We start from the raw sequence: 17,467 nt of genomic DNA, 5'->3' as shown, positions 1-17,467 counted from the left end.
ATTAATACATTACTGAAATTTCAATCCAAAATTCACTTTATCAAAAGTTGTACTGCAGGAAATTGCAAATCGGCCCAAATTAACGGTTCCAAAAATTCCTTCTACTCCATGTCCGGAATAAAATCCGCCGGCTGAAAAACGACGCACCTGATATTTCAAAGCAATATCATTTACCCTACTGCTCAATTGCCCGAAAACAATAACGTTGCGGATAACTTCATAACTTCCAAAAACTTTGGGAACCAGTTTTTTATAGTAATCAAAACTTTCATCTGTTTCGTAATCAACACTTGTTGAATGCAGGTTTTCAAGATTTACTCCAATATAAGTGTTTTCAGAAAAATGCCACGATACACTAAAACCGGTAAAGGTTCCGTCATAACCACTTCTCGATTCCAGATAACCCAGACCAATTGTAGCCCTAAACTTGCCACAAATTTTCCCGATATAACCAATATAAGTTCGGTCAATTTCTGATTTATCTATTCCGGCACCAAAAATAATATCGTCGTCACACATATTAAATGCATACTGAAAATAGGCCGAATATTGATCTTCATTGGCCGCGACAACGCTCCGTCCCTTATCGAGATCGATATTGGCAGAGATTAATGTAGAGTTTATTACTGCGAAATCAAATGTGTTGATTTCCTGAGCAAATGTGGGAACTGTGAGTAAGAGTAAAAGTATTGTTTTTTTCATAATACTAAGTTTAGCTGACAATATTCTTACTCTAATTTAAAGACTATTTTCCTGTTAATAAAAGAAGTCCTTTGAAGTACCGCATTACTCGTTAAAATGCAATATTTTTATAATCAAGCACTTAAAACCAATTAAAACTTAAAAAAATAAGTATGTCATGCAGAAAAAGTCTTTTCTATTTTAATTTTCTGATAACTTTAAGACTTTACTTTTTGCATTTCAAAATGGTTAACGTTAATTTTATAGTTCTTAACCCTAAACCTGTTAGAAAATGAAAATTATAAAATTGCTTTTGCTGCTTTTTCCTATTTTTTGCTTTTCTCAAGAAGGAAGTATTAAGCCATTAGACATCAACTTAACCAATTACGAATATCCTTTTCCAGTAAAATTCATAGAATTGAGCAATCAGCGTCAACTTCTAAAAATGGCCTATATGGATATCATTCCTGAAAATTACAACAACAAAAACATTGTATTGCTTCACGGAAAAAACTTCAATGGAGCCTATTGGGAAACTACTATTAAAGCTTTAACTAAAGAAGGTTTCCGCGTCATTGTTCCGGATCAGATTGGTTTTGGAAAATCTACCAAACCAGATAATTTTCAATATACCTTTCAGCAATTGGCTGAGAATACTAAAAAACTTTTAGACCATTTGGGAATTGAAAAAACAACAATTCTGGGGCATTCGATGGGCGGAATGCTGGCGACAAGATTCTCTTTAATGTATCCGGAAACTACAGAAAAATTAGTACTCGAAAACCCAATTGGTTTAGAAGACTGGAAATTAGTCGTTCCTTACAAACCAGTCGATTGGTGGTACGAATCAGAATTAAAACAAAATTACGAAGCCATCAAAAAGTATCAAATGGCTAATTATTATGATGGAAAATGGAATGCCGATTTCCAAAAATGGGCTGAGCTTGGTGCCGGTTGGACGTCTGCTCCCGACTATGATCGCGTGGCATGGAATTCAGCTCTTTTGTATGATATGATTTTTACGCAGCCAGTTGTATATGAATTCAAAAACATCAAAAGTCCGACACTTTTAATTATTGGAACAAGAGATAAAACCGCTTTGGGTAAAAATTTGGTTTCTGAAGAAGTCAGAAAAACAATGGGAAATTATGCCGAATTAGGCAAAAAAACACAAAAAGCGATTCTGAATTCAAAATTAGTTGAAGTTCCAAACACAGGACATTTACCTCACATTGAATCTTTCGACCAATTTATAAAACCATTAATTGTATTTTTGAAACAATAATAATTGACAATCTAAAACTAAAATATATGTTTACAATAGAACAAATCAAAGAAGCACATGCTAAAGTAAAAAGCGGAGCAGATTTCCCAAATTACATACAAGACTTAATCATTTTAGGTGTAAAAGGCTATGATACGTTTGTAAATGACGGACACACTGAATATTATGGCGTGAACAATTATACCGTTGCCTCTGATGAAAAATATGACTTAATACCAATTTCGTCAACAGTAAATAAAGAACGCTTTATCGAGTTTTTAGTAGCACATCAGGACGGACAGAGTGACTATATGACTTTTTGTAATCAATGTGGGCAATGCGGAATAGCAAAATGGAGAGTTGATATTATTGAAATGACTTGTATTTATTTTGATCTGGCCGGTAACGAAATACTAATCGAAAAAATTCCAGGCTAGTCTGATAAAAATGGATCTTTATGTCTAAAAAATATATTCTGATTGCTCTTTTTTCGATTTGCTTTTTAGGATTTTCACAATCAAAAAAAACAAATCCAAAATTTAAAGTCATTGCCTTTTATACTGCAAAAAACGATCAGGCGCATATCAGTTTTGTTCACGAAGCCAATAAATGGTTTCCAAAAGTTGCTGAAGCAAATCATTTTGAATATGATTCAACCAGCAATTGGGATAATCTGAATGTCAAATTTTTAGCGCAATATAAAGTTGTTTTATTTTTAGACACAAGACCAGAAACGCCAAGCCAAAGAGAAGCATTTCAGAAATATATGGAAAACGGTGGTGCATTTATTGGATTTCATTTTTCCGCCTTTGCCTTAAATGATTCGTCTTACACGCAGAACTGGGATTGGTACCATAATACGTTTTTAGGTTCCGGCGAATACGGAAGCAATACCTGGCGACCAACATCGGCAGTTTTAAGAGTTGAAAATCAGGACCCAATAACGAAAGGGCTTCCTGAAACTTTTTCATCGCAACCGAATGAATGGTACCGATGGAGCAATGATTTGACAAAAAATCCGGATATCAAAATTCTATTAGCCATTGACGAAAGCAGTTTTCCGCTCGGAACAGGACCAAAAGCGCATGAAATTTGGCATAGCGGCTACTATCCTGTCGTTTGGACGAATAAAAAATATAAAATGCTCTACGTAAACATGGGTCATAATGATATTGATTACGAACACGGAACGAATAAAACGCTTTCAAATACTTTTGAAAATGAGAATCAAAACAAAATAGTTCTGAATGCCTTACAATTATTCGGAAATTCAAAAAAATAAATGATTTCAAAATGTTACACAAATTTTCTCCAATAATAAACCCTGAAGAGTTAATCGAATTAAAAGATTCAGCAGAAATTGTTTTAATTGATGCCCGAGCCGGAATCAATGCCGAAGAAAACTATAAAAACGAGCATTTAAAAGGTGCGCGTTATGTTGATTTGAATCGGGATTTAGCAACTGTTGAAAAAGCCCCTGCAAATGGCGGAAGACATCCTTTACCCTCTTTAGAAAAATTTTCAGAAGTACTTTCTAAAATCGGAATTTCTCCAAAAAGTCACGTTATTATTTATGATGATAAAAACGGATCAAACGCTGCAGCCAGATTTTGGTGGATGTTGAGAGCGATTGGTCATGAAAAAGTTCGGGTTTTAAATGGAGGAATTCAAGCTGCAATAAAATTAGGTTTTAAAACAAGTTCAGAAATCGAACGTTTTGATGCTACTGAATACAAAGTGTCTGAATGGAAATTGGCTGTTGCCGATATCGAAGAAGTCGAAAAAGCGCGAAAAAACACTGAAAATATTGTAATTGATGTTAGGGACAAAAATCGTTTTGATGGCCTCACAGAACCGTTGGATTTGATTGCCGGACATATTCCCGGAGCGATTAACGTTCCGTTTAGCGAAAATTTAAATGAAGATGGCTTCTATAAATCCGCAGAAGAATTAAATAAAAAATACAGCGCCCTTTTAAGCGATACAAAACCGGATAATGTAATTGTACATTGCGGCTCAGGCGTAACAGCCTGCCATACTTTATTAGCAATGGATTATGCCGGAATTGAAATTCCAAAATTATATATTGGCTCTTGGAGCGAATGGTCGAGAAACGATCGCGAAATGTTTACACAGAAAACAGAATAATTATTTTAAGATATAGAAATGCAGCATTGGGATATACTTTTATCAAACTTAGTAAATAAAAAAGCCTTTATTGACATATTGCTTTCCAGCGAAGCCAAAGGAGAATTAGCCGTTTTTAACAACCAAAAAGGAATTCTGTTTTCAGACATCGCTATTGAAAAATTCATTGAAAAAGAATATCAATATGATTCGGTAGAAGCTTCTCCGGAATCACACAGACAACTTAGAACTTTTTCATCGGGCGAACGCAAAAAAGAATTCTTAAAATACTGCATCAATCAAAAACCTGATTTTATCATTTTTGATAATCCGTTTGACCATTTAGATCAGGCTTCAAGAGTAATTTTAGCCGAATCTTTAAAAGACCTAGCTAACATAATTGCTATTATTCAAATCGTAAATCGTGTTGTTGATGTGCTTCCTTTTGTTCCGAATAAGGCACAGATTAAAGACAACTCCTTTGAATTGCATCCAATTTCAAAATCAGAAGATCATCATTTTAAAACCTTAAATACAGCCGCAATTCCAAAAGCAATTGAACCGCATTCCTTCCACGAAAGTGTATTAATCAAAATGGAAAATGTTTCGGTTAGTTATGATGAAAGAAAAATTCTGGACAACATTTCATGGACGATAAAACAAGGTGAATTCTGGCAATTAATCGGTCCAAACGGATCAGGAAAAAGTACCATTTTATCTTTGATTACAGGAGATAATCCAAAAGGATTTGGTCAGGATTTATATTTATTCGGAAGAAAAAAAGGAACCGGAGAAAGCGTTTGGGACATCAAAAAGCAAATCGGAATCTTCACTACTTCTATGACCGATTTATTTCAAAAGGGCCATACGCTGGAAGAAATGATTCTTTCAGGATTTTTCGATTCCATTGGACTTTATATCGAGCCAACCACGCATCAAAAACAAATTGTTTCGCAATGGCTTGAAGTAATCGAAATGACGCATTTAAGAAAAAAGCGTTTCATCGATCTTTCAATAGGCCAGCAAAGAGTTGGATTGATTGTTCGTGCTGTTTTAAAACATCCTCCATTGTTAATTTTAGATGAACCTGTAGAAGGTTTAGACGACGAAAATGTAGATATGGTTATTCAGTTAATCAATACAATAAAGCAAGAAACCAACGTGAGTATTTTATATGTTTCACATCGAATTGAAAACGGCCTCGCTCCTACTTCTGTTTTTGAATTATTGCCAGCATCAACGGGATCTATCGGAAAAATAAAATACCATTCAGAATTGAACTAAAAACCAGAAATGAAAATCAAATCAATAGCTGTAATCACAGTTGTGTTAGTGGGAATCTCATGTTCTACAACAATTTCAACAGCAAATAAAGAATACAAAATAACCAAAGTTTCCCGATTCAAATCAGATTGGGTTTTTAACGCAAAAGAATGGTTGCTGCATAAAGATACCTTAATCGGAAATGGAGGTCCAATGCACTGGGGAGTTATAGAATCTAAAAAACAGCTTCCTAAAAATTATGAAATCGATTTTAAGGTCAACATGACCAAAGAATCTTTATTTGAGATAATGCTAAACATTGATAAAGAAAAATATATTCGAACGTATCTTTATCAAATCGATCAAAACATCGTGATTGGACAAGGGGTTTACAGTAAAAACAGCGATGAATACGGTAAACGCGGCGGCCCAACTTTATTCAAAAAGCCATTGAAGTTAGAAAACAACAAATGGTATTCGGTTAAAATAAGAGTTGCCAATAATCAATTGTACTTTTCAGTGAATAATGAAACCTTCTTAGAGTGTTCCATCGAAAAAAGCAAGCTGAGCCAACAAGGAAAATTAGGTTTCCTAACCAACGGCGAAGCCAAAATAATAGACTTAACAATTAAAACGATTGAATAAATAGAAGTTAAATACAAATTCCAATAATTTACACGAAATTAATCAGTGCAAATTAGTGGAATTCGTGTTTAAGAAATTATCTAATTTTCTAATTGACAAATTATCAAATTAATTTTCCTCGTCTTCAATACTATGCGTCTTTCCATAATTGCGCCATTTCTCAATACAATCCTGAAAATCCTGAGGCAGTTCTGTATCGAAACGCATCATTTCTCCAGTATTCGGATGCACAAAACCAAGTGTTTTAGCATGTAAAGCCTGACGTGGCAATGCTTTAAAACAGTTCTCAATAAACTGTTTGTATTTCGTAAACGTAGTTCCTTTCAAAATTAAATGTCCACCATAACGTTCGTCATTAAATAACGGATGCCCGATATGTTTCATGTGTGCACGAATCTGGTGTGTTCTCCCTGTTTCTAATTTACAAGAAATCAAAGTTACATAACCAAAACGCTCCAAAACTTTATAATGTGTAATCGCTGGTTTCCCGATCTCAGGATCAGCAAAAACAGCCATTTGCATGCGATCTTTTAAGTGTCTGGCAAGATTTCCTTCAATCGTACCTTCTTCTTCAGCAACATTTCCCCAAACCAGGGCAATATATTCACGTTCAGACGTTTTAGCTTCAAATTGTTTGGCCAAATGCGTCATGGCCGCTTCTGTTTTAGCCACAACCAAAAGTCCTGAAGTATCCTTATCAATTCGGTGTACCAATCCTGGACGTTCACTGCTGTTCATTGGCAAATTATCAAAATGATGTGCCAATGCATTTACCAAAGTTCCGGTATAATTTCCGTGACCTGGATGCACAACCATTCCCGGCTCTTTGTTAATCAACAACAAAGCATCGTCTTCATAAACAATATTCAAAGGAAGATCTTCCGGCAGAATATGGTTTTCAAATGGCGGATGCGATAACATAACCGTTACAACATCAAATGGTTTTACTTTATAATTTGATTTTACCGGAATATCATTTACAAAAATGTTTCCTTCAGTTGCGGCGTTCTGAATTTTATTTCGCGTCGCATTCTGAATCAAATTCATTAAATATTTGTCAATACGCAAAAGCGCCTGACCTTTAGGTACTTCAAATCTGAAATGTTCGAATAATTCGTCTTCCAGATCTAAATTTTCAATATTATTGTTCATCTTTTGGGGTTTCTGTCTCAGGCACTGCTAAACTATCTGTTGCCTGACTATCATCTACATACGTTGCTTTTCCATCTCCTAAAACCAAGTCGATTTTAGAAGCTTTCAGCACGCGGTCTCCTACTTTTAAGTTTCTTCCTTTATAACGCATCTCCAAAACCATATCTTTTCCAAGGTTCGGAATATAAGTAATCGTCCCTGCTTCAAGACCTAAAGCCTTCAAAGTCGGAACTGCTTCACGATATGTTTTCTCAATTAAATCAGGAATTTTAACAGATGAAAATCCTGAAGAATTAATTTTAATATATATTTTTCTTCCCACTTTTACTTTCGTTCCCGGCAATGGATCTTGCTCAACAACACTGTATTTTGGGAATTCACTTCTATAATCAACACTATCCAAAAGCACGTAATCCAAGTCTAATTCATCCAATTTCTCTTCGACTTGTTCTTCAGTCAATTTAGACAAATTCGGAACCGCAATTTCATGTCCGTGATCAGTGGTAAAAGTCAACCAATGCATAAACAAATAACCTAAAACAGCAATAATAGCTAATGCTATTAAAATTTGCACGAAAAAAACCCGGCTTGTTAAATACTGACGTAAACTCATAAATTTATTTTTATTAGTGGCAAAGATAAAGCTATTTCGTTTCAAAAAAAATGATAATTTTGTTTTAAGGAAGAAAGTCGCGTGATTCTCATCCTGAGCGAAGTCGAAGGATAATTTTTAGGAGCTGTTTCCCGCTTTCGGCTATATCTTTTTTAAGGCGAAGAAAAATCGCCTCAAAAAAGGATACCGCCTCTATCGGGGCTAGGGCACTCTTTTTCAAAAGAAGATTTCTCTTCTGTCATTTCGACGAAGGAGAAATCACATCCAGAGAGTAACGCACTGAATTGACGCAGCAAACGGAGCTTCTAGTGTGATTTCTCCTTCGTCGAAATGACAAACAGAATGGAGGAATTAGTGAACATTATTGCAATTGCAATTGCTTCGTCCGTTCGCTATCGCTCGGGTCGTGGCAAAACTTGAAACGTGAAACAAAATAAAACTTTAAACAAAAATATATAATGAAAAATATTGCCATTATCATGGGCGGGTATTCAAGCGAATATAAAATTTCTCTAATCTCAGGAAACGTCGTTCATCAATATCTTGACAAAACAAAATACAACGGATTCCGCATTCATATTTTCAAAGAAAAATGGGTTTATGTAGACGAAAACAACGCCGAATTTGCCATTGATAAAAATGATTTTTCTGTAACTGTAAACGATCAAAAAATCACTTTTGACTGTGTTTTCAATGCTATTCACGGAACTCCGGGAGAAGACGGATTAATGCAGGCATATTTCGAATTATTAGGAATTCCACAATCATCTTGCGATTATTATCAATCGGCATTAACTTTCAATAAACGTGATTTATTATCGGTTTTAAAGCCATACGGAATCAAAACCGCTATCTCTTATTATCTAAATAAAGGTGATGTAATTGATACTGCAGAAATCGTTAAAAAAGTGGGTCTGCCATGTTTCGTAAAACCAAACAAAGCAGGTTCAAGTTTCGGAATTTCAAAAGTAAAATCAGAAGCTGAATTACCAATTGCGATTGAAGTGGCTTATAAAGAAGACAATGAAATCATCATCGAAAGTTTTCTTGACGGAACAGAAGTTTCTGTCGGCGTAATCAATTACAAAGGAGAAATTAAAGTATTGCCAATTACCGAAATTGTTTCAGACAATGATTTCTTCGATTATGAAGCTAAATACGAAGGAAAATCACAGGAAATCACACCAGCCAGAATTTCAGACGAATTAACACAGAAAGTAGGTGAAACTGCAAAACGTGCCTACGAAGTTTTAAAAATGAAAGGATTCTCAAGAAGTGAATTCATCATCGTAGACAACGAACCTTACATGCTTGAAATGAACACTATTCCAGGTTTAACAACTGAAAGTTTAATTCCACAACAAGCCAAAGCAGCCGGAATTTCTCTTGAAGATTTATTCACAAACGCAATCGAGCTAGCGCTCTCTTAAAGATACTAAGGTTCTGAGATTCTAAGTTACTAAGATCTCAGAACCTTTTTTTATTTAAAAACAATTTATCTGGTTTCCAAAAAAAACTTTGAACCTTTGCTACTCTGAACCTTTGAACCTCAAAAAGAAATGAAAGAAATCTTCGAATGGAATAGATTATTTTACAATGATTTGCCGGCAAATTTTGCCTTAGAAGTTGTATTTCGTTCTACTGTCATGTTTATCATTTTATTGCTGACTTTAAAATTAGCAGGAAAACGAGGTGTAAAGCAATTATCGATTTTTGAAACAGTAATCATTATCGCCTTAGGTTCTGCAGCCGGAGATCCAATGTTTTATGAAGATGTCGGTATTGTACCAGCAGCAATTGTATTTTTAGTTATCATCATTCTATATCGTTCCGTAACCTGGCTAACAGGAAAAAGCAAAAAGTTCGAAGAATTTATTGAAGGAAAAACAGAATGCCTTATTCAGGATGGAAAATTTTCAATCACAACTTTTAAAAAAGAAAGTCTGGCGCAAGATGAATTTTTCTCTGAATTACGCATCAAATCTATCGAACATTTAGGCCAAATAAAACATGCATTTATAGAAACTAGCGGAGAAATAAGCGTGTTTTTCTATGAGGATAAAGAGGTAAAATACGGCCTGCCTATTTTACCAGGTTTATTTAATGAAAAAAGTAAAATTATTGCAAAAGAAGGAATGCAAGCCTGTACTTTTTGCGGCCATACCGAAGAACAAAAAACAGGAACAGCAAAATGTAAAGTTTGCCACAAAGACGAATGGGTTCCGGCAATCAAAACACTTAGAATAACGTAAAGTAAATTCCAATAATAAAAAATTCCAAATTCCAATAAAATAAAAAAGCCTTTGCGCCTTTGTGCCTTTGCAGCTTTGAACCTTAAAAAAAGAAAAAATGCGAAAAGCCATATTTCCAGGATCATTTGATCCCATTACACTCGGTCATGAAGACATCATCAAAAGAGGAATTTCTCTTTTTGACGAAATCGTAATTGCCATTGGTGTCAATGCCGAAAAAAAATACATGTTTTCACTCGAAGAAAGAAAGCAATTTATTGAAGAAACTTTCAAGGATGAGCCAAAAATCTCCGTTATCACTTATGAAGGATTGACCATAGATTTAGCGCATAAAGAAAAAGCGCATTTCATTTTAAGAGGTTTGCGTAATCCAGCCGATTTCGAATTTGAAAAAGCAATTGCACATACTAACAGACGCCTTTCTAAAATCGAAACAGTATTTTTATTAACTGCTGCAAGAACTTCATACATCAGTTCAAGCATCGTTCGTGATGTATTGCGAAATGGCGGTGAGTATGAAATGTTGGTACCGGATGCGGTTAGGGTTAAAAAGTAAAATGGCAGATAACAAAATTTGTTTCATTTCTAAGATTATACTTTTAAGTTTGATGTTACTCCCAGTAAAAAGATTAATGGCTCAGAAGAGTTATGACTTTGGGAAAGAAATCCAAAATGCCGACCAATATAATTTCGAAGAAATAAACTTTATTGATTTAGAAGATAATACTAAATTAAGTGGAACTTTAATATTCCCCAAAACGAAATATTCAAAAATTGTCGTTATTGTACCCGGCAGTGGAAATGATACGCGCAATTCGCATTATATCTTAGCCGAAGAATTATTAAAAAATGGAATAGCAGTTTATCGCTTTGATGACAGAGGGGTTGGGAAATCAAGCGGAGAAGTTAATTTTAGTGTTGATCAAATTATAAAAGATCTTTATTATGCTTTAGATAATATTCAAAAAAATGATACTTTATCTAAAAAAGAAATTGGTGTTTTAGGTCATAGTTTAGGTGGAATTGCAACCATAGATGCTTATCAGGAAGGACTAAAAATAGATTTTTTAATCTTGATGGCAACACCAATAGAAAAATTCCATAAATTTAATCAACCTCAATATAGTTCAAAAACTAATCCCGAAATTAAGGTAAGTACTAAAACGCTTTTTCAAAATTTAGAGATCCCAATGCTTTTTATCGCAGGTACAAATGATAGTTTTTTTCACTGCGAAAAAACAGCAGCACTAGTAAATGCTTTAAACAATAAAAACATCGAAGTCAAAACTCTAAGCGGATTAAATCACTTTCTGAAAGCTGATACTGATGCCTGGAAAAAAACAAAAGAATTTGATACATTATATCAAATAGATAATAAGGCTGTAAATGATATAGTGAACTGGATAACAAACCTTAAATAGACTGTAATTTTATTATAATCTAAAAAACATAAACTTGCAAGCGAAAGCAATTATAAGTAATTTCGCATCTTTAAAACAAACAGAAATAATGAGCATCGAAAGAGAATTGAACAAACGAAGCGGATCTAAATGTGAACTTTGTGGCGCCGAAGAAAATTTAAAAGTATATCAGGTTTTGCCAACTAAAAAAGGCGGACTTGACGAAAGTATATTAGCTTGTACTACTTGTATTGACCAAATTGAAAATCCGGATAATGTTGATTTAAATCATTGGAGATGTTTGAATGACAGCATGTGGAACGAAAATTTTGCCGTACAAGTTGTAGCATGGAGAATGTTAAGCCGCATGCGCGCTGCAGGATGGCCTCAGGAATTGCTAGACATGATGTATTTAGACGAAGATACTTTGGCCTGGGCACAAGCAACTGGCGAAGGCGAAGATGACGAAAACAAACTGGTTCACCGTGACAGTAACGGCGTTATTTTAGAACATGGAGATTCTGTAGTTTTAATCAAAGATTTAAAAGTAAAAGGATCTAGTATGGTTGCCAAACAAGGAACGGCTGTACGTAACATTCGCTTAGATCACGAAAATGCTGAGTATATTGAGGGAAAAGTTGATGGGCAGCAAATTGTGATTATCACGCAGTATGTGAAGAAAATATAATCTATAAAGGTGCAAAGGTTCAAAGGTTTAAAACTTGACACGAGACTTTAGTCGAAATGGCGAAGCAAACTAAAAAAACCTGAAACCTGAAACTAAATAAAAAAGGCTATTCAAATGTGAATAGCCTTTTTTTTATTGTATTTAAAATTTCATGACAAAGGTTTAACTTGAAACAAATAAAACCTGAAACCTGAAATTAAAAAAAATTATTTTTGGAATAATTTATTGATTTGATCTTTTACGAATGGCTCAGAAACGTTACTTGTTGCTGAAGAAGCTTCTTTGCTTGAAACCATAAACTGAACTGTAGCTTTCTCAGGAGTAACACTTCCTGTGTAATGCAACCAAATATAATTGTTTGGCAATTCTAATTTAATATCATATAATGGGCTTGCTCCAAAACCATTCATGATAATATTGTAAAGACTTGCGTAATCGTTATTAACGTTTTTAAACGTGAACTTTCTCAAAGACGAACCTTCTTCATCGTCGTTCTGAATACTTGTGTAGTATACCGTGTATTCATCTCCGATTTTTTGAATATAGTTGTTATTTACTTTTCCTAACTTCTCAACCGGAACAGTTTCAAGAACTTTAATTTGTGCGAAAGAGGCAACACTTAACAATAAAACGGCAATCGTAATAATTCTTTTCATAATTAATTTGGGGTTTATTATTTACTAGTACAATAAACGCAGAAATTATGATAAAATAAAGCGTTAGCGGTTAATTTATTAACAAAAGATTAAGATTGTTATTTAAAATGGATTTTCGTTAGCGAAAACAATAAATTAAAATATTGAAAATCAATAAATTAATCAGATTATAATCATCTAAAAGGACCTAAAAAACAACTTAAAATCCCGATTTTACATACCTCAAAAAGCTTAAAAAAAGAAAAAATTTTACTACAAAAATGACTAAAAATCCATCTCTAGGTTTTCAATTTTATATCCCTTTAACCTCAAAAAAAGCTGAAACGAGACACCAGAAACAAAAAACCTTACCTTTCCTCTTCCTTCTTCACTACTTTTCTGGCAACCTCAATTTTAAATTTCTTGCCTTTCATTTTTTCATCTTTGATGTTTTTCAACAGGTCTTTTACTTTATTGTAACGTACCGCCGCAAACGAAATGAAATCTTTTACTTCAATCAAACCTAAATCGCCTTTTTCCAATTTTCCTTTTTGAGAAAAGAAACCAACAATATCAATCTTATTCAGTTTTGTTTTCTTTCCACCACTAATGTAGATGGTTTGGTATTCTGGAGGTTTTGGTAATGTTGTAGTATTCTCGACTTTTAAAACTTCCATTCCGTAGTCGATATAATCTAATTTTTTTTCACTTTCGTGGATGATAATATAAGCCGTTCCTGAAGCCTGCATACGTGCGGTACGACCATTACGATGTGTAAATTCGTCTTCTTTTAAAGGTAAATGATAATGAATTACGTGTTTCATTTCAGGAATATCCAATCCACGTGCCGCTAAATCGGTGGTGATTAAATAACTCATACTTCCGTTTCTAAACTGAATCAAAGCGCGCTCACGTTCATCCTGATCCATTCCACCGTGATAATAGGTAGCATAGATTCCCTTTTCGTTTAGAGTATCACTAATACGTTCCGCAGCATCACGGTGATTACAAAATATAATTGCCGATTGTGATTTCAACGAACAAATCAAATTGAATAAACTCTCTAACTTATCTTTTGCTGGCGAAACCACCATCTTCATGGAAAGGTTTGCTTTTTCTTCTTCTTCGGGAATAAAGTCTAAAACTGTCGGATTAACTACTCTTGTATATCTCGGAATCTCAATATCTGAAGTTGCCGAAACCAAAACGCGTTTGTTCAGTTTCGCCAATTTTCCAATGATATAGGACATTTGCTCATGGAAACCTAATTGCAATGATTTGTCAAATTCATCTAAAATTAAAGTCTGGATTTTATCTGTGCGAAAAGTATCTCTGTCGATATGATCAGCTATTCTACCTGGAGTTCCAATTAAAACTGCCGGAGGATTGCTTAAATTCTTAATTTCAGTATCTATTGAATGTCCTCCGTAACAAATATTTACTTTGTATTGCGTTCCCATTTTTTTCCAAACCTGCTCAATTTGTAAACCTAATTCACGCGAAGGAACTAAAATTAAACATTGAACTGAAAGAATTTCAGGCTGTAATAATTCTAAAACCGGAAGCAAAAAAGCCAATGTTTTTCCTGATCCTGTTGGAGAAAGCAGTAAAACATTGTTATCGTTTAAAATTGCGTCTTGAGCAACTTCTTGCATTTCGTTTAGGCTCTCAATTCCTAAATTCGAAAGTATGTTGTTGGAATGGTGTTTTTTATTCATTTTGCAAAAGTAGGTAAAAAAAGTTGTTTGCTACGCCAATTCGGCAAAAGCCTCGTGTCAGGTTTTTATTGTTTCAGGTTTCAGGTTTTCCAAACATTGTCTATAGTTTTTACCACAAAGTTCACAAAGGTTTTAAAATAGATTGTGTTTAGAATGTATTGAAAAACACAAAGTTCGCAAAGCTTTGTGAACTTTGCGTATCCCGATAGCTATCGGGGTTGCGCTCTTTACGGTAAAATGCCAAAGTGAATCTATCCTCATTTCAACCTGAAACTTGAAACCTGAAACCTTTTAAACAAATCAAAATTCCTATATTTGATTTCTATTAAAAAACCAAATTCATGAAACTTTTTACCATTTTCATTTCACTTTTCACAATAACAGCTTTCGCTCAAAACAATAAAAAATACGATACTTTTTTTGAGAAAGGAAACGGAAATCAATCGGCCTCCTATGAGGAAACTATTAAGTACTTTAAACTTTTAGCGAATGATTTTCCGACCATACAAATAAAGGAAATGGGACTTACAGATTCGGGAGAACCGTTGCATATGGTGACTTTTAATCCTGATAAAGAATTTGATTTTGATAAAATACAAAAAAATAAAGCAGTACTTTTCATTAATAATGGCATACACGCTGGAGAGCCTGACGGAATCGATGCGACTATGCAGTTCTACAGAGATTTAGCTATTGGTAAAATGAAAGCGCCCAAAAACACGGTTTTAGTTTGTATTCCGGTTTATAATATTGGCGGTGCTTTAAACCGAAATTCTACAACACGTGCTAATCAGGACGGCCCGGAAGTTTATGGTTTTAGAGGAAATGCCAGAAACTATGATCTGAATCGTGATTTAATGAAATCAGATACCCGAAATACCAAGAGTTTTGTGGAGATTTTCCAAAAAATAAATGCTGATGTTTTTATCGATAATCATGTGAGTAATGGTTCTGATTACCAATACAAACTGACTTATATTATGACACAACATAATAAATTAGGAACTGTTTTGGGTGATTATATGAATGATGTAATGATGCCGGCTTTGGTGAAAGATTTACAGCAAAAGAAAATCGAAACAACACCTTATGTCGATTCTTTTAAGGACACGCCAGATAAAGGTTTTGGGCAGTTTGTTGACAGTCCGAGATATACAACGGGTTACACTTCTTTGTTTAATACTATTGGATTTGTGGTTGAAACACATATGCTAAAGAAATATGCGGAGCGTGTAAAAATGACGTATGAATATATGAAATCAACTATGGATTTTACCGATGCGAATTATCAAAAAATCAAAGAATTACGAGTAAAAAATCTCGAGCAATATCAACCTAAAAAACCATACACTTTAAAATGGGAACTGGACAGCACAAAAGCGACCACTTTTTCGTTTTTAGGTTATGAGGCCGGATACAAAAAAAGTGACGCTACAACGGGAGATCGTTTGTATTATGATCGAAGCAAACCGTATAAAAAAGATGTGCCTTATATAAAAGAATTCAAATCACTAAAAGACGTTGTTATTCCGTCTGCTTATATCATTCCGCGTGGTTATTGGAATATTATTGAGCTTTTGAAGAACAATAACATCTCGTATACACAACTTAAAAATGATACGATTATTGAAGTGGAAAGTTATAGAATTGCGGATTTCAAAACGTTCACAAATGCATACGAAGGGCATTATTTACACTACAATACGAAAGTAACTTCTAAAAACGTAAAAATAGCTTTTGCTAAAGGTGACTATCTCATTTCAACAAAGCAGAAAGGAGTAAAATATCTGGTAGAAGCTTTTGAACCGGAAGGCGTTGATTCCTTTTTTAACTGGAATTTCTTTGATCCCATTCTACAGCAAAAAGAGCATTATTCAGAATACATTTTTGAAGATACTGCTGCTAAATTGCTAAAAGAGAATCCACAATTAAAAGCTGAATTAGAAACCAAAAAGCAAAACGATCGCGAATTTGCGAAGAACTCTGAAGCACAGTTAAACTGGATTTATAAAAACTCAGTGCATTATGAAAAGGCGCATATGCAGTATCCTGTTTATCGTTTGCTTTAAGTTTAACCGCAAAGTTCGCAAAGGAGTTTATTTTTTAGTGTGTTGAAAAAACTCTAAGATCGCAAAGCTGTTCGTTAAAATCTTTGTAAATAAATAGAGGATTAAAAATGATTAGAAAAATACTAAGCCCAATAATAATTTCAGTAATTCAAATTGTTGTTTTAGTAATAATTCATGACAGTTTAAATCATTTCTACCCAATACAACATAGATCAGTTGGATTTGGGTTGACTCTTTTTTTAACCGGAATTATTTTTATACTCTGTATTCTTGCATTTAATTTTTATCTGGAATTTTTTAAACGAAATTTGTATTGGATTGCATTCTGGCTTTTAATTCTGACTAGCATTTTACCATTATCAGCATTTAATGAAAGACCTTTAAGAAGTTCGTTTTTAATTCTGCTCGCTTTATTCGGATTTTTATCTTCTTTAATTTTGAGTAAATGGAGAATGAAAATAAATATAAAAACTGAAACAAATTTTTGAAAATGAGTTCGCGTGAGGGATAGGAGCTAGCTACCGAAGTAGCGTGGATAGCCCGACAGCATCCCGATAAGTGGGCGTATATGCGCAAAGTAATTTGCCCACTTATTGGGATGGTGGCACGCCCAAATTATGTATCCGATAAATAATAAACTGAATGAATTATTGACTATTCTCGTCTTTGATACCTTTGAGTAGCGCATAAATTGCCATTGCATGTCCCTGACCTAAGTCAAAATCTTCTTTAAGCCAAGTGACGATATCTCCAGCTTTCACATCGGGTTTGAGTTTTCCGTCTTGTGTGAAGCCTTTTTGTTCTGCCAAAGTCCTGAATTCAGCCGGACCATTACCAGTTTTTTCTTTAATTGTTTTTAAATATCCTTGAAATGACATAAAAATATCTATTAGTTAGTTAATCTATATGTACGAAAATACAAATAAAAATTTAAATTTACTAACAACTAATATTCTGTCT

The 17,467-nt window shown here is 34.0% G+C and carries 18 protein-coding genes; 12 read left to right on the top strand and 6 right to left on the bottom strand.

Annotated features, from left to right (window positions below):
• Positions 1–9: 9 nt before the first annotated feature.
• Positions 10–702: a hypothetical protein gene (locus tag IRZ99_RS01805; RefSeq protein WP_194655638.1), complete on the bottom strand. Its 693-nt coding sequence runs from the start codon at positions 700–702 to the stop codon at positions 10–12.
• Between the two features lie 271 nt (positions 703–973).
• Here IRZ99_RS01805 and IRZ99_RS01800 point away from each other — a divergent pair, with 271 nt between their 5' ends.
• Genes IRZ99_RS01800 through IRZ99_RS01775 form a run of 6 tightly spaced genes read left to right on the top strand, consistent with a single transcriptional unit; the run spans position 974 to position 5,980 of the window.
• On the top strand, positions 974–1,966 hold the full coding sequence (locus IRZ99_RS01800; protein ID WP_194655637.1) for an alpha/beta fold hydrolase: 993 nt from the start codon (positions 974–976) through the stop codon (positions 1,964–1,966).
• 26 nt (positions 1,967–1,992) lie between these two features.
• Positions 1,993–2,382 (top strand): DUF1398 domain-containing protein, encoded by a 390-nt coding sequence (locus IRZ99_RS01795; RefSeq protein WP_194655636.1) that lies wholly within the window; start codon positions 1,993–1,995, stop codon positions 2,380–2,382.
• A 20-nt stretch (positions 2,383–2,402) separates the two neighbouring features.
• Positions 2,403–3,227 carry a ThuA domain-containing protein gene (locus IRZ99_RS01790; RefSeq protein ID WP_194655635.1) on the top strand — a complete coding sequence of 275 codons (825 nt, stop codon included), beginning with the start codon at positions 2,403–2,405 and terminating at the stop codon, positions 3,225–3,227.
• Positions 3,228–3,238: 11 nt separating this feature from the next.
• Positions 3,239–4,093: a sulfurtransferase gene (locus IRZ99_RS01785; RefSeq protein ID WP_194655634.1), complete on the top strand. Its 855-nt coding sequence runs from the start codon at positions 3,239–3,241 to the stop codon at positions 4,091–4,093.
• An 18-nt stretch (positions 4,094–4,111) separates the two neighbouring features.
• The gene (locus IRZ99_RS01780) at positions 4,112–5,356 is read left to right on the top strand and encodes an ATP-binding cassette domain-containing protein (RefSeq protein WP_194655633.1); all 1,245 of its coding nucleotides are present in this window, start codon (positions 4,112–4,114) and stop codon (positions 5,354–5,356) included.
• Positions 5,357–5,365: 9 nt separating this feature from the next.
• Entirely contained in the window at positions 5,366–5,980 is a 615-nt protein-coding gene (locus IRZ99_RS01775) for a hypothetical protein (protein WP_194655632.1), read from the top strand.
• Positions 5,981–6,088: 108 nt separating this feature from the next.
• Here the strand turns inward: IRZ99_RS01775 and IRZ99_RS01770 are convergent, their stop codons facing one another.
• Both IRZ99_RS01770 and IRZ99_RS01765 read right to left on the bottom strand, forming a co-directional pair.
• Positions 6,089–7,132 carry an RluA family pseudouridine synthase gene (locus IRZ99_RS01770; protein WP_194655631.1) on the bottom strand — a complete coding sequence of 348 codons (1,044 nt, stop codon included), beginning with the start codon at positions 7,130–7,132 and terminating at the stop codon, positions 6,089–6,091.
• On the bottom strand, positions 7,122–7,745 hold the full coding sequence (locus IRZ99_RS01765; RefSeq protein ID WP_194655630.1) for a PASTA domain-containing protein: 624 nt from the start codon (positions 7,743–7,745) through the stop codon (positions 7,122–7,124). Before IRZ99_RS01765 ends, IRZ99_RS01770 begins: the two co-directional genes overlap by 11 nt.
• A 458-nt stretch (positions 7,746–8,203) precedes the next feature.
• Here IRZ99_RS01765 and IRZ99_RS01760 point away from each other — a divergent pair, with 458 nt between their 5' ends.
• The 5 genes from IRZ99_RS01760 to IRZ99_RS01740 all read left to right on the top strand — a co-directional run bounded on the left by IRZ99_RS01760 (position 8,204) and on the right by IRZ99_RS01740 (position 12,085).
• A complete protein-coding gene (locus IRZ99_RS01760; RefSeq protein ID WP_026982222.1) occupies positions 8,204–9,175 on the top strand; it encodes a D-alanine--D-alanine ligase in 972 nt (323 codons plus the stop codon).
• A gap of 129 nt (positions 9,176–9,304) precedes the next feature.
• On the top strand, positions 9,305–9,997 hold the full coding sequence (locus IRZ99_RS01755) for a DUF421 domain-containing protein (protein WP_194655629.1): 693 nt from the start codon (positions 9,305–9,307) through the stop codon (positions 9,995–9,997).
• A gap of 97 nt (positions 9,998–10,094) precedes the next feature.
• On the top strand, positions 10,095–10,553 hold the full coding sequence (gene coaD / locus IRZ99_RS01750; protein WP_026982220.1) for a pantetheine-phosphate adenylyltransferase: 459 nt from the start codon (positions 10,095–10,097) through the stop codon (positions 10,551–10,553).
• Between the two features lies 1 nt (position 10,554).
• Entirely contained in the window at positions 10,555–11,418 is an 864-nt protein-coding gene (locus IRZ99_RS01745; RefSeq protein WP_194655628.1) for an alpha/beta hydrolase, read from the top strand.
• An 88-nt stretch (positions 11,419–11,506) separates the two neighbouring features.
• Positions 11,507–12,085 (top strand): alkylphosphonate utilization protein, encoded by a 579-nt coding sequence (locus tag IRZ99_RS01740; RefSeq protein ID WP_194655627.1) that lies wholly within the window; start codon positions 11,507–11,509, stop codon positions 12,083–12,085.
• 206 nt (positions 12,086–12,291) lie between these two features.
• Here IRZ99_RS01740 and IRZ99_RS01735 read toward each other — a convergent pair whose 3' ends face one another.
• On the bottom strand, positions 12,292–12,741 hold the full coding sequence (locus tag IRZ99_RS01735; protein WP_194655626.1) for a hypothetical protein: 450 nt from the start codon (positions 12,739–12,741) through the stop codon (positions 12,292–12,294).
• A gap of 347 nt (positions 12,742–13,088) precedes the next feature.
• The gene (locus IRZ99_RS01730) at positions 13,089–14,438 is read right to left on the bottom strand and encodes a DEAD/DEAH box helicase (RefSeq protein WP_194655625.1); all 1,350 of its coding nucleotides are present in this window, start codon (positions 14,436–14,438) and stop codon (positions 13,089–13,091) included.
• A 341-nt stretch (positions 14,439–14,779) separates the two neighbouring features.
• Here IRZ99_RS01730 and IRZ99_RS01725 point away from each other — a divergent pair, with 341 nt between their 5' ends.
• Entirely contained in the window at positions 14,780–16,507 is a 1,728-nt protein-coding gene (locus IRZ99_RS01725) for a M14 family metallopeptidase (RefSeq protein ID WP_194655624.1), read from the top strand.
• A 647-nt stretch (positions 16,508–17,154) separates the two neighbouring features.
• On the opposite strand, the gene IRZ99_RS01720 is transcribed toward IRZ99_RS01725, so the two are convergent.
• Positions 17,155–17,385: a DUF4287 domain-containing protein gene (locus IRZ99_RS01720; protein WP_194655623.1), complete on the bottom strand. Its 231-nt coding sequence runs from the start codon at positions 17,383–17,385 to the stop codon at positions 17,155–17,157.
• Positions 17,386–17,467 lie beyond the last annotated feature (82 nt).

It is taken from the genome of Flavobacterium sp. LC2016-12 (genome assembly GCF_015351595.1).
GTDB lineage: Bacteria > Bacteroidota > Bacteroidia > Flavobacteriales > Flavobacteriaceae > Flavobacterium.
Note: the sequence above shows the minus strand (reverse complement) of the source record. Positions and strands in the feature narration are given on the sequence as shown.

What these genes read in the sequence shown, in the direction of transcription:
- IRZ99_RS01805 (WP_194655638.1), bottom strand. Translation starts at nt 702, where the DNA reads ATGAAAAAAACAATACTTTTACTCTTACTCACAGTTCCCACATTTGCT.
- IRZ99_RS01800 (WP_194655637.1), top strand. Translation starts at nt 974, where the DNA reads ATGAAAATTATAAAATTGCTTTTGCTGCTTTTTCCTATTTTTTGCTTT.
- IRZ99_RS01795 (WP_194655636.1), top strand. Translation starts at nt 1,993, where the DNA reads ATGTTTACAATAGAACAAATCAAAGAAGCACATGCTAAAGTAAAAAGC.
- IRZ99_RS01790 (WP_194655635.1), top strand. Translation starts at nt 2,403, where the DNA reads ATGTCTAAAAAATATATTCTGATTGCTCTTTTTTCGATTTGCTTTTTA.
- IRZ99_RS01785 (WP_194655634.1), top strand. Translation starts at nt 3,239, where the DNA reads ATGTTACACAAATTTTCTCCAATAATAAACCCTGAAGAGTTAATCGAA.
- IRZ99_RS01780 (WP_194655633.1), top strand. Translation starts at nt 4,112, where the DNA reads ATGCAGCATTGGGATATACTTTTATCAAACTTAGTAAATAAAAAAGCC.
- IRZ99_RS01775 (WP_194655632.1), top strand. Translation starts at nt 5,366, where the DNA reads ATGAAAATCAAATCAATAGCTGTAATCACAGTTGTGTTAGTGGGAATC.
- IRZ99_RS01770 (WP_194655631.1), bottom strand. Translation starts at nt 7,132, where the DNA reads ATGAACAATAATATTGAAAATTTAGATCTGGAAGACGAATTATTCGAA.
- IRZ99_RS01765 (WP_194655630.1), bottom strand. Translation starts at nt 7,745, where the DNA reads ATGAGTTTACGTCAGTATTTAACAAGCCGGGTTTTTTTCGTGCAAATT.
- IRZ99_RS01760 (WP_026982222.1), top strand. Translation starts at nt 8,204, where the DNA reads ATGAAAAATATTGCCATTATCATGGGCGGGTATTCAAGCGAATATAAA.
- IRZ99_RS01755 (WP_194655629.1), top strand. Translation starts at nt 9,305, where the DNA reads ATGAAAGAAATCTTCGAATGGAATAGATTATTTTACAATGATTTGCCG.
- coaD (WP_026982220.1), top strand. Translation starts at nt 10,095, where the DNA reads ATGCGAAAAGCCATATTTCCAGGATCATTTGATCCCATTACACTCGGT.
- IRZ99_RS01745 (WP_194655628.1), top strand. Translation starts at nt 10,555, where the DNA reads ATGGCAGATAACAAAATTTGTTTCATTTCTAAGATTATACTTTTAAGT.
- IRZ99_RS01740 (WP_194655627.1), top strand. Translation starts at nt 11,507, where the DNA reads ATGAGCATCGAAAGAGAATTGAACAAACGAAGCGGATCTAAATGTGAA.
- IRZ99_RS01735 (WP_194655626.1), bottom strand. Translation starts at nt 12,741, where the DNA reads ATGAAAAGAATTATTACGATTGCCGTTTTATTGTTAAGTGTTGCCTCT.
- IRZ99_RS01730 (WP_194655625.1), bottom strand. Translation starts at nt 14,438, where the DNA reads ATGAATAAAAAACACCATTCCAACAACATACTTTCGAATTTAGGAATT.
- IRZ99_RS01725 (WP_194655624.1), top strand. Translation starts at nt 14,780, where the DNA reads ATGAAACTTTTTACCATTTTCATTTCACTTTTCACAATAACAGCTTTC.
- IRZ99_RS01720 (WP_194655623.1), bottom strand. Translation starts at nt 17,385, where the DNA reads ATGTCATTTCAAGGATATTTAAAAACAATTAAAGAAAAAACTGGTAAT.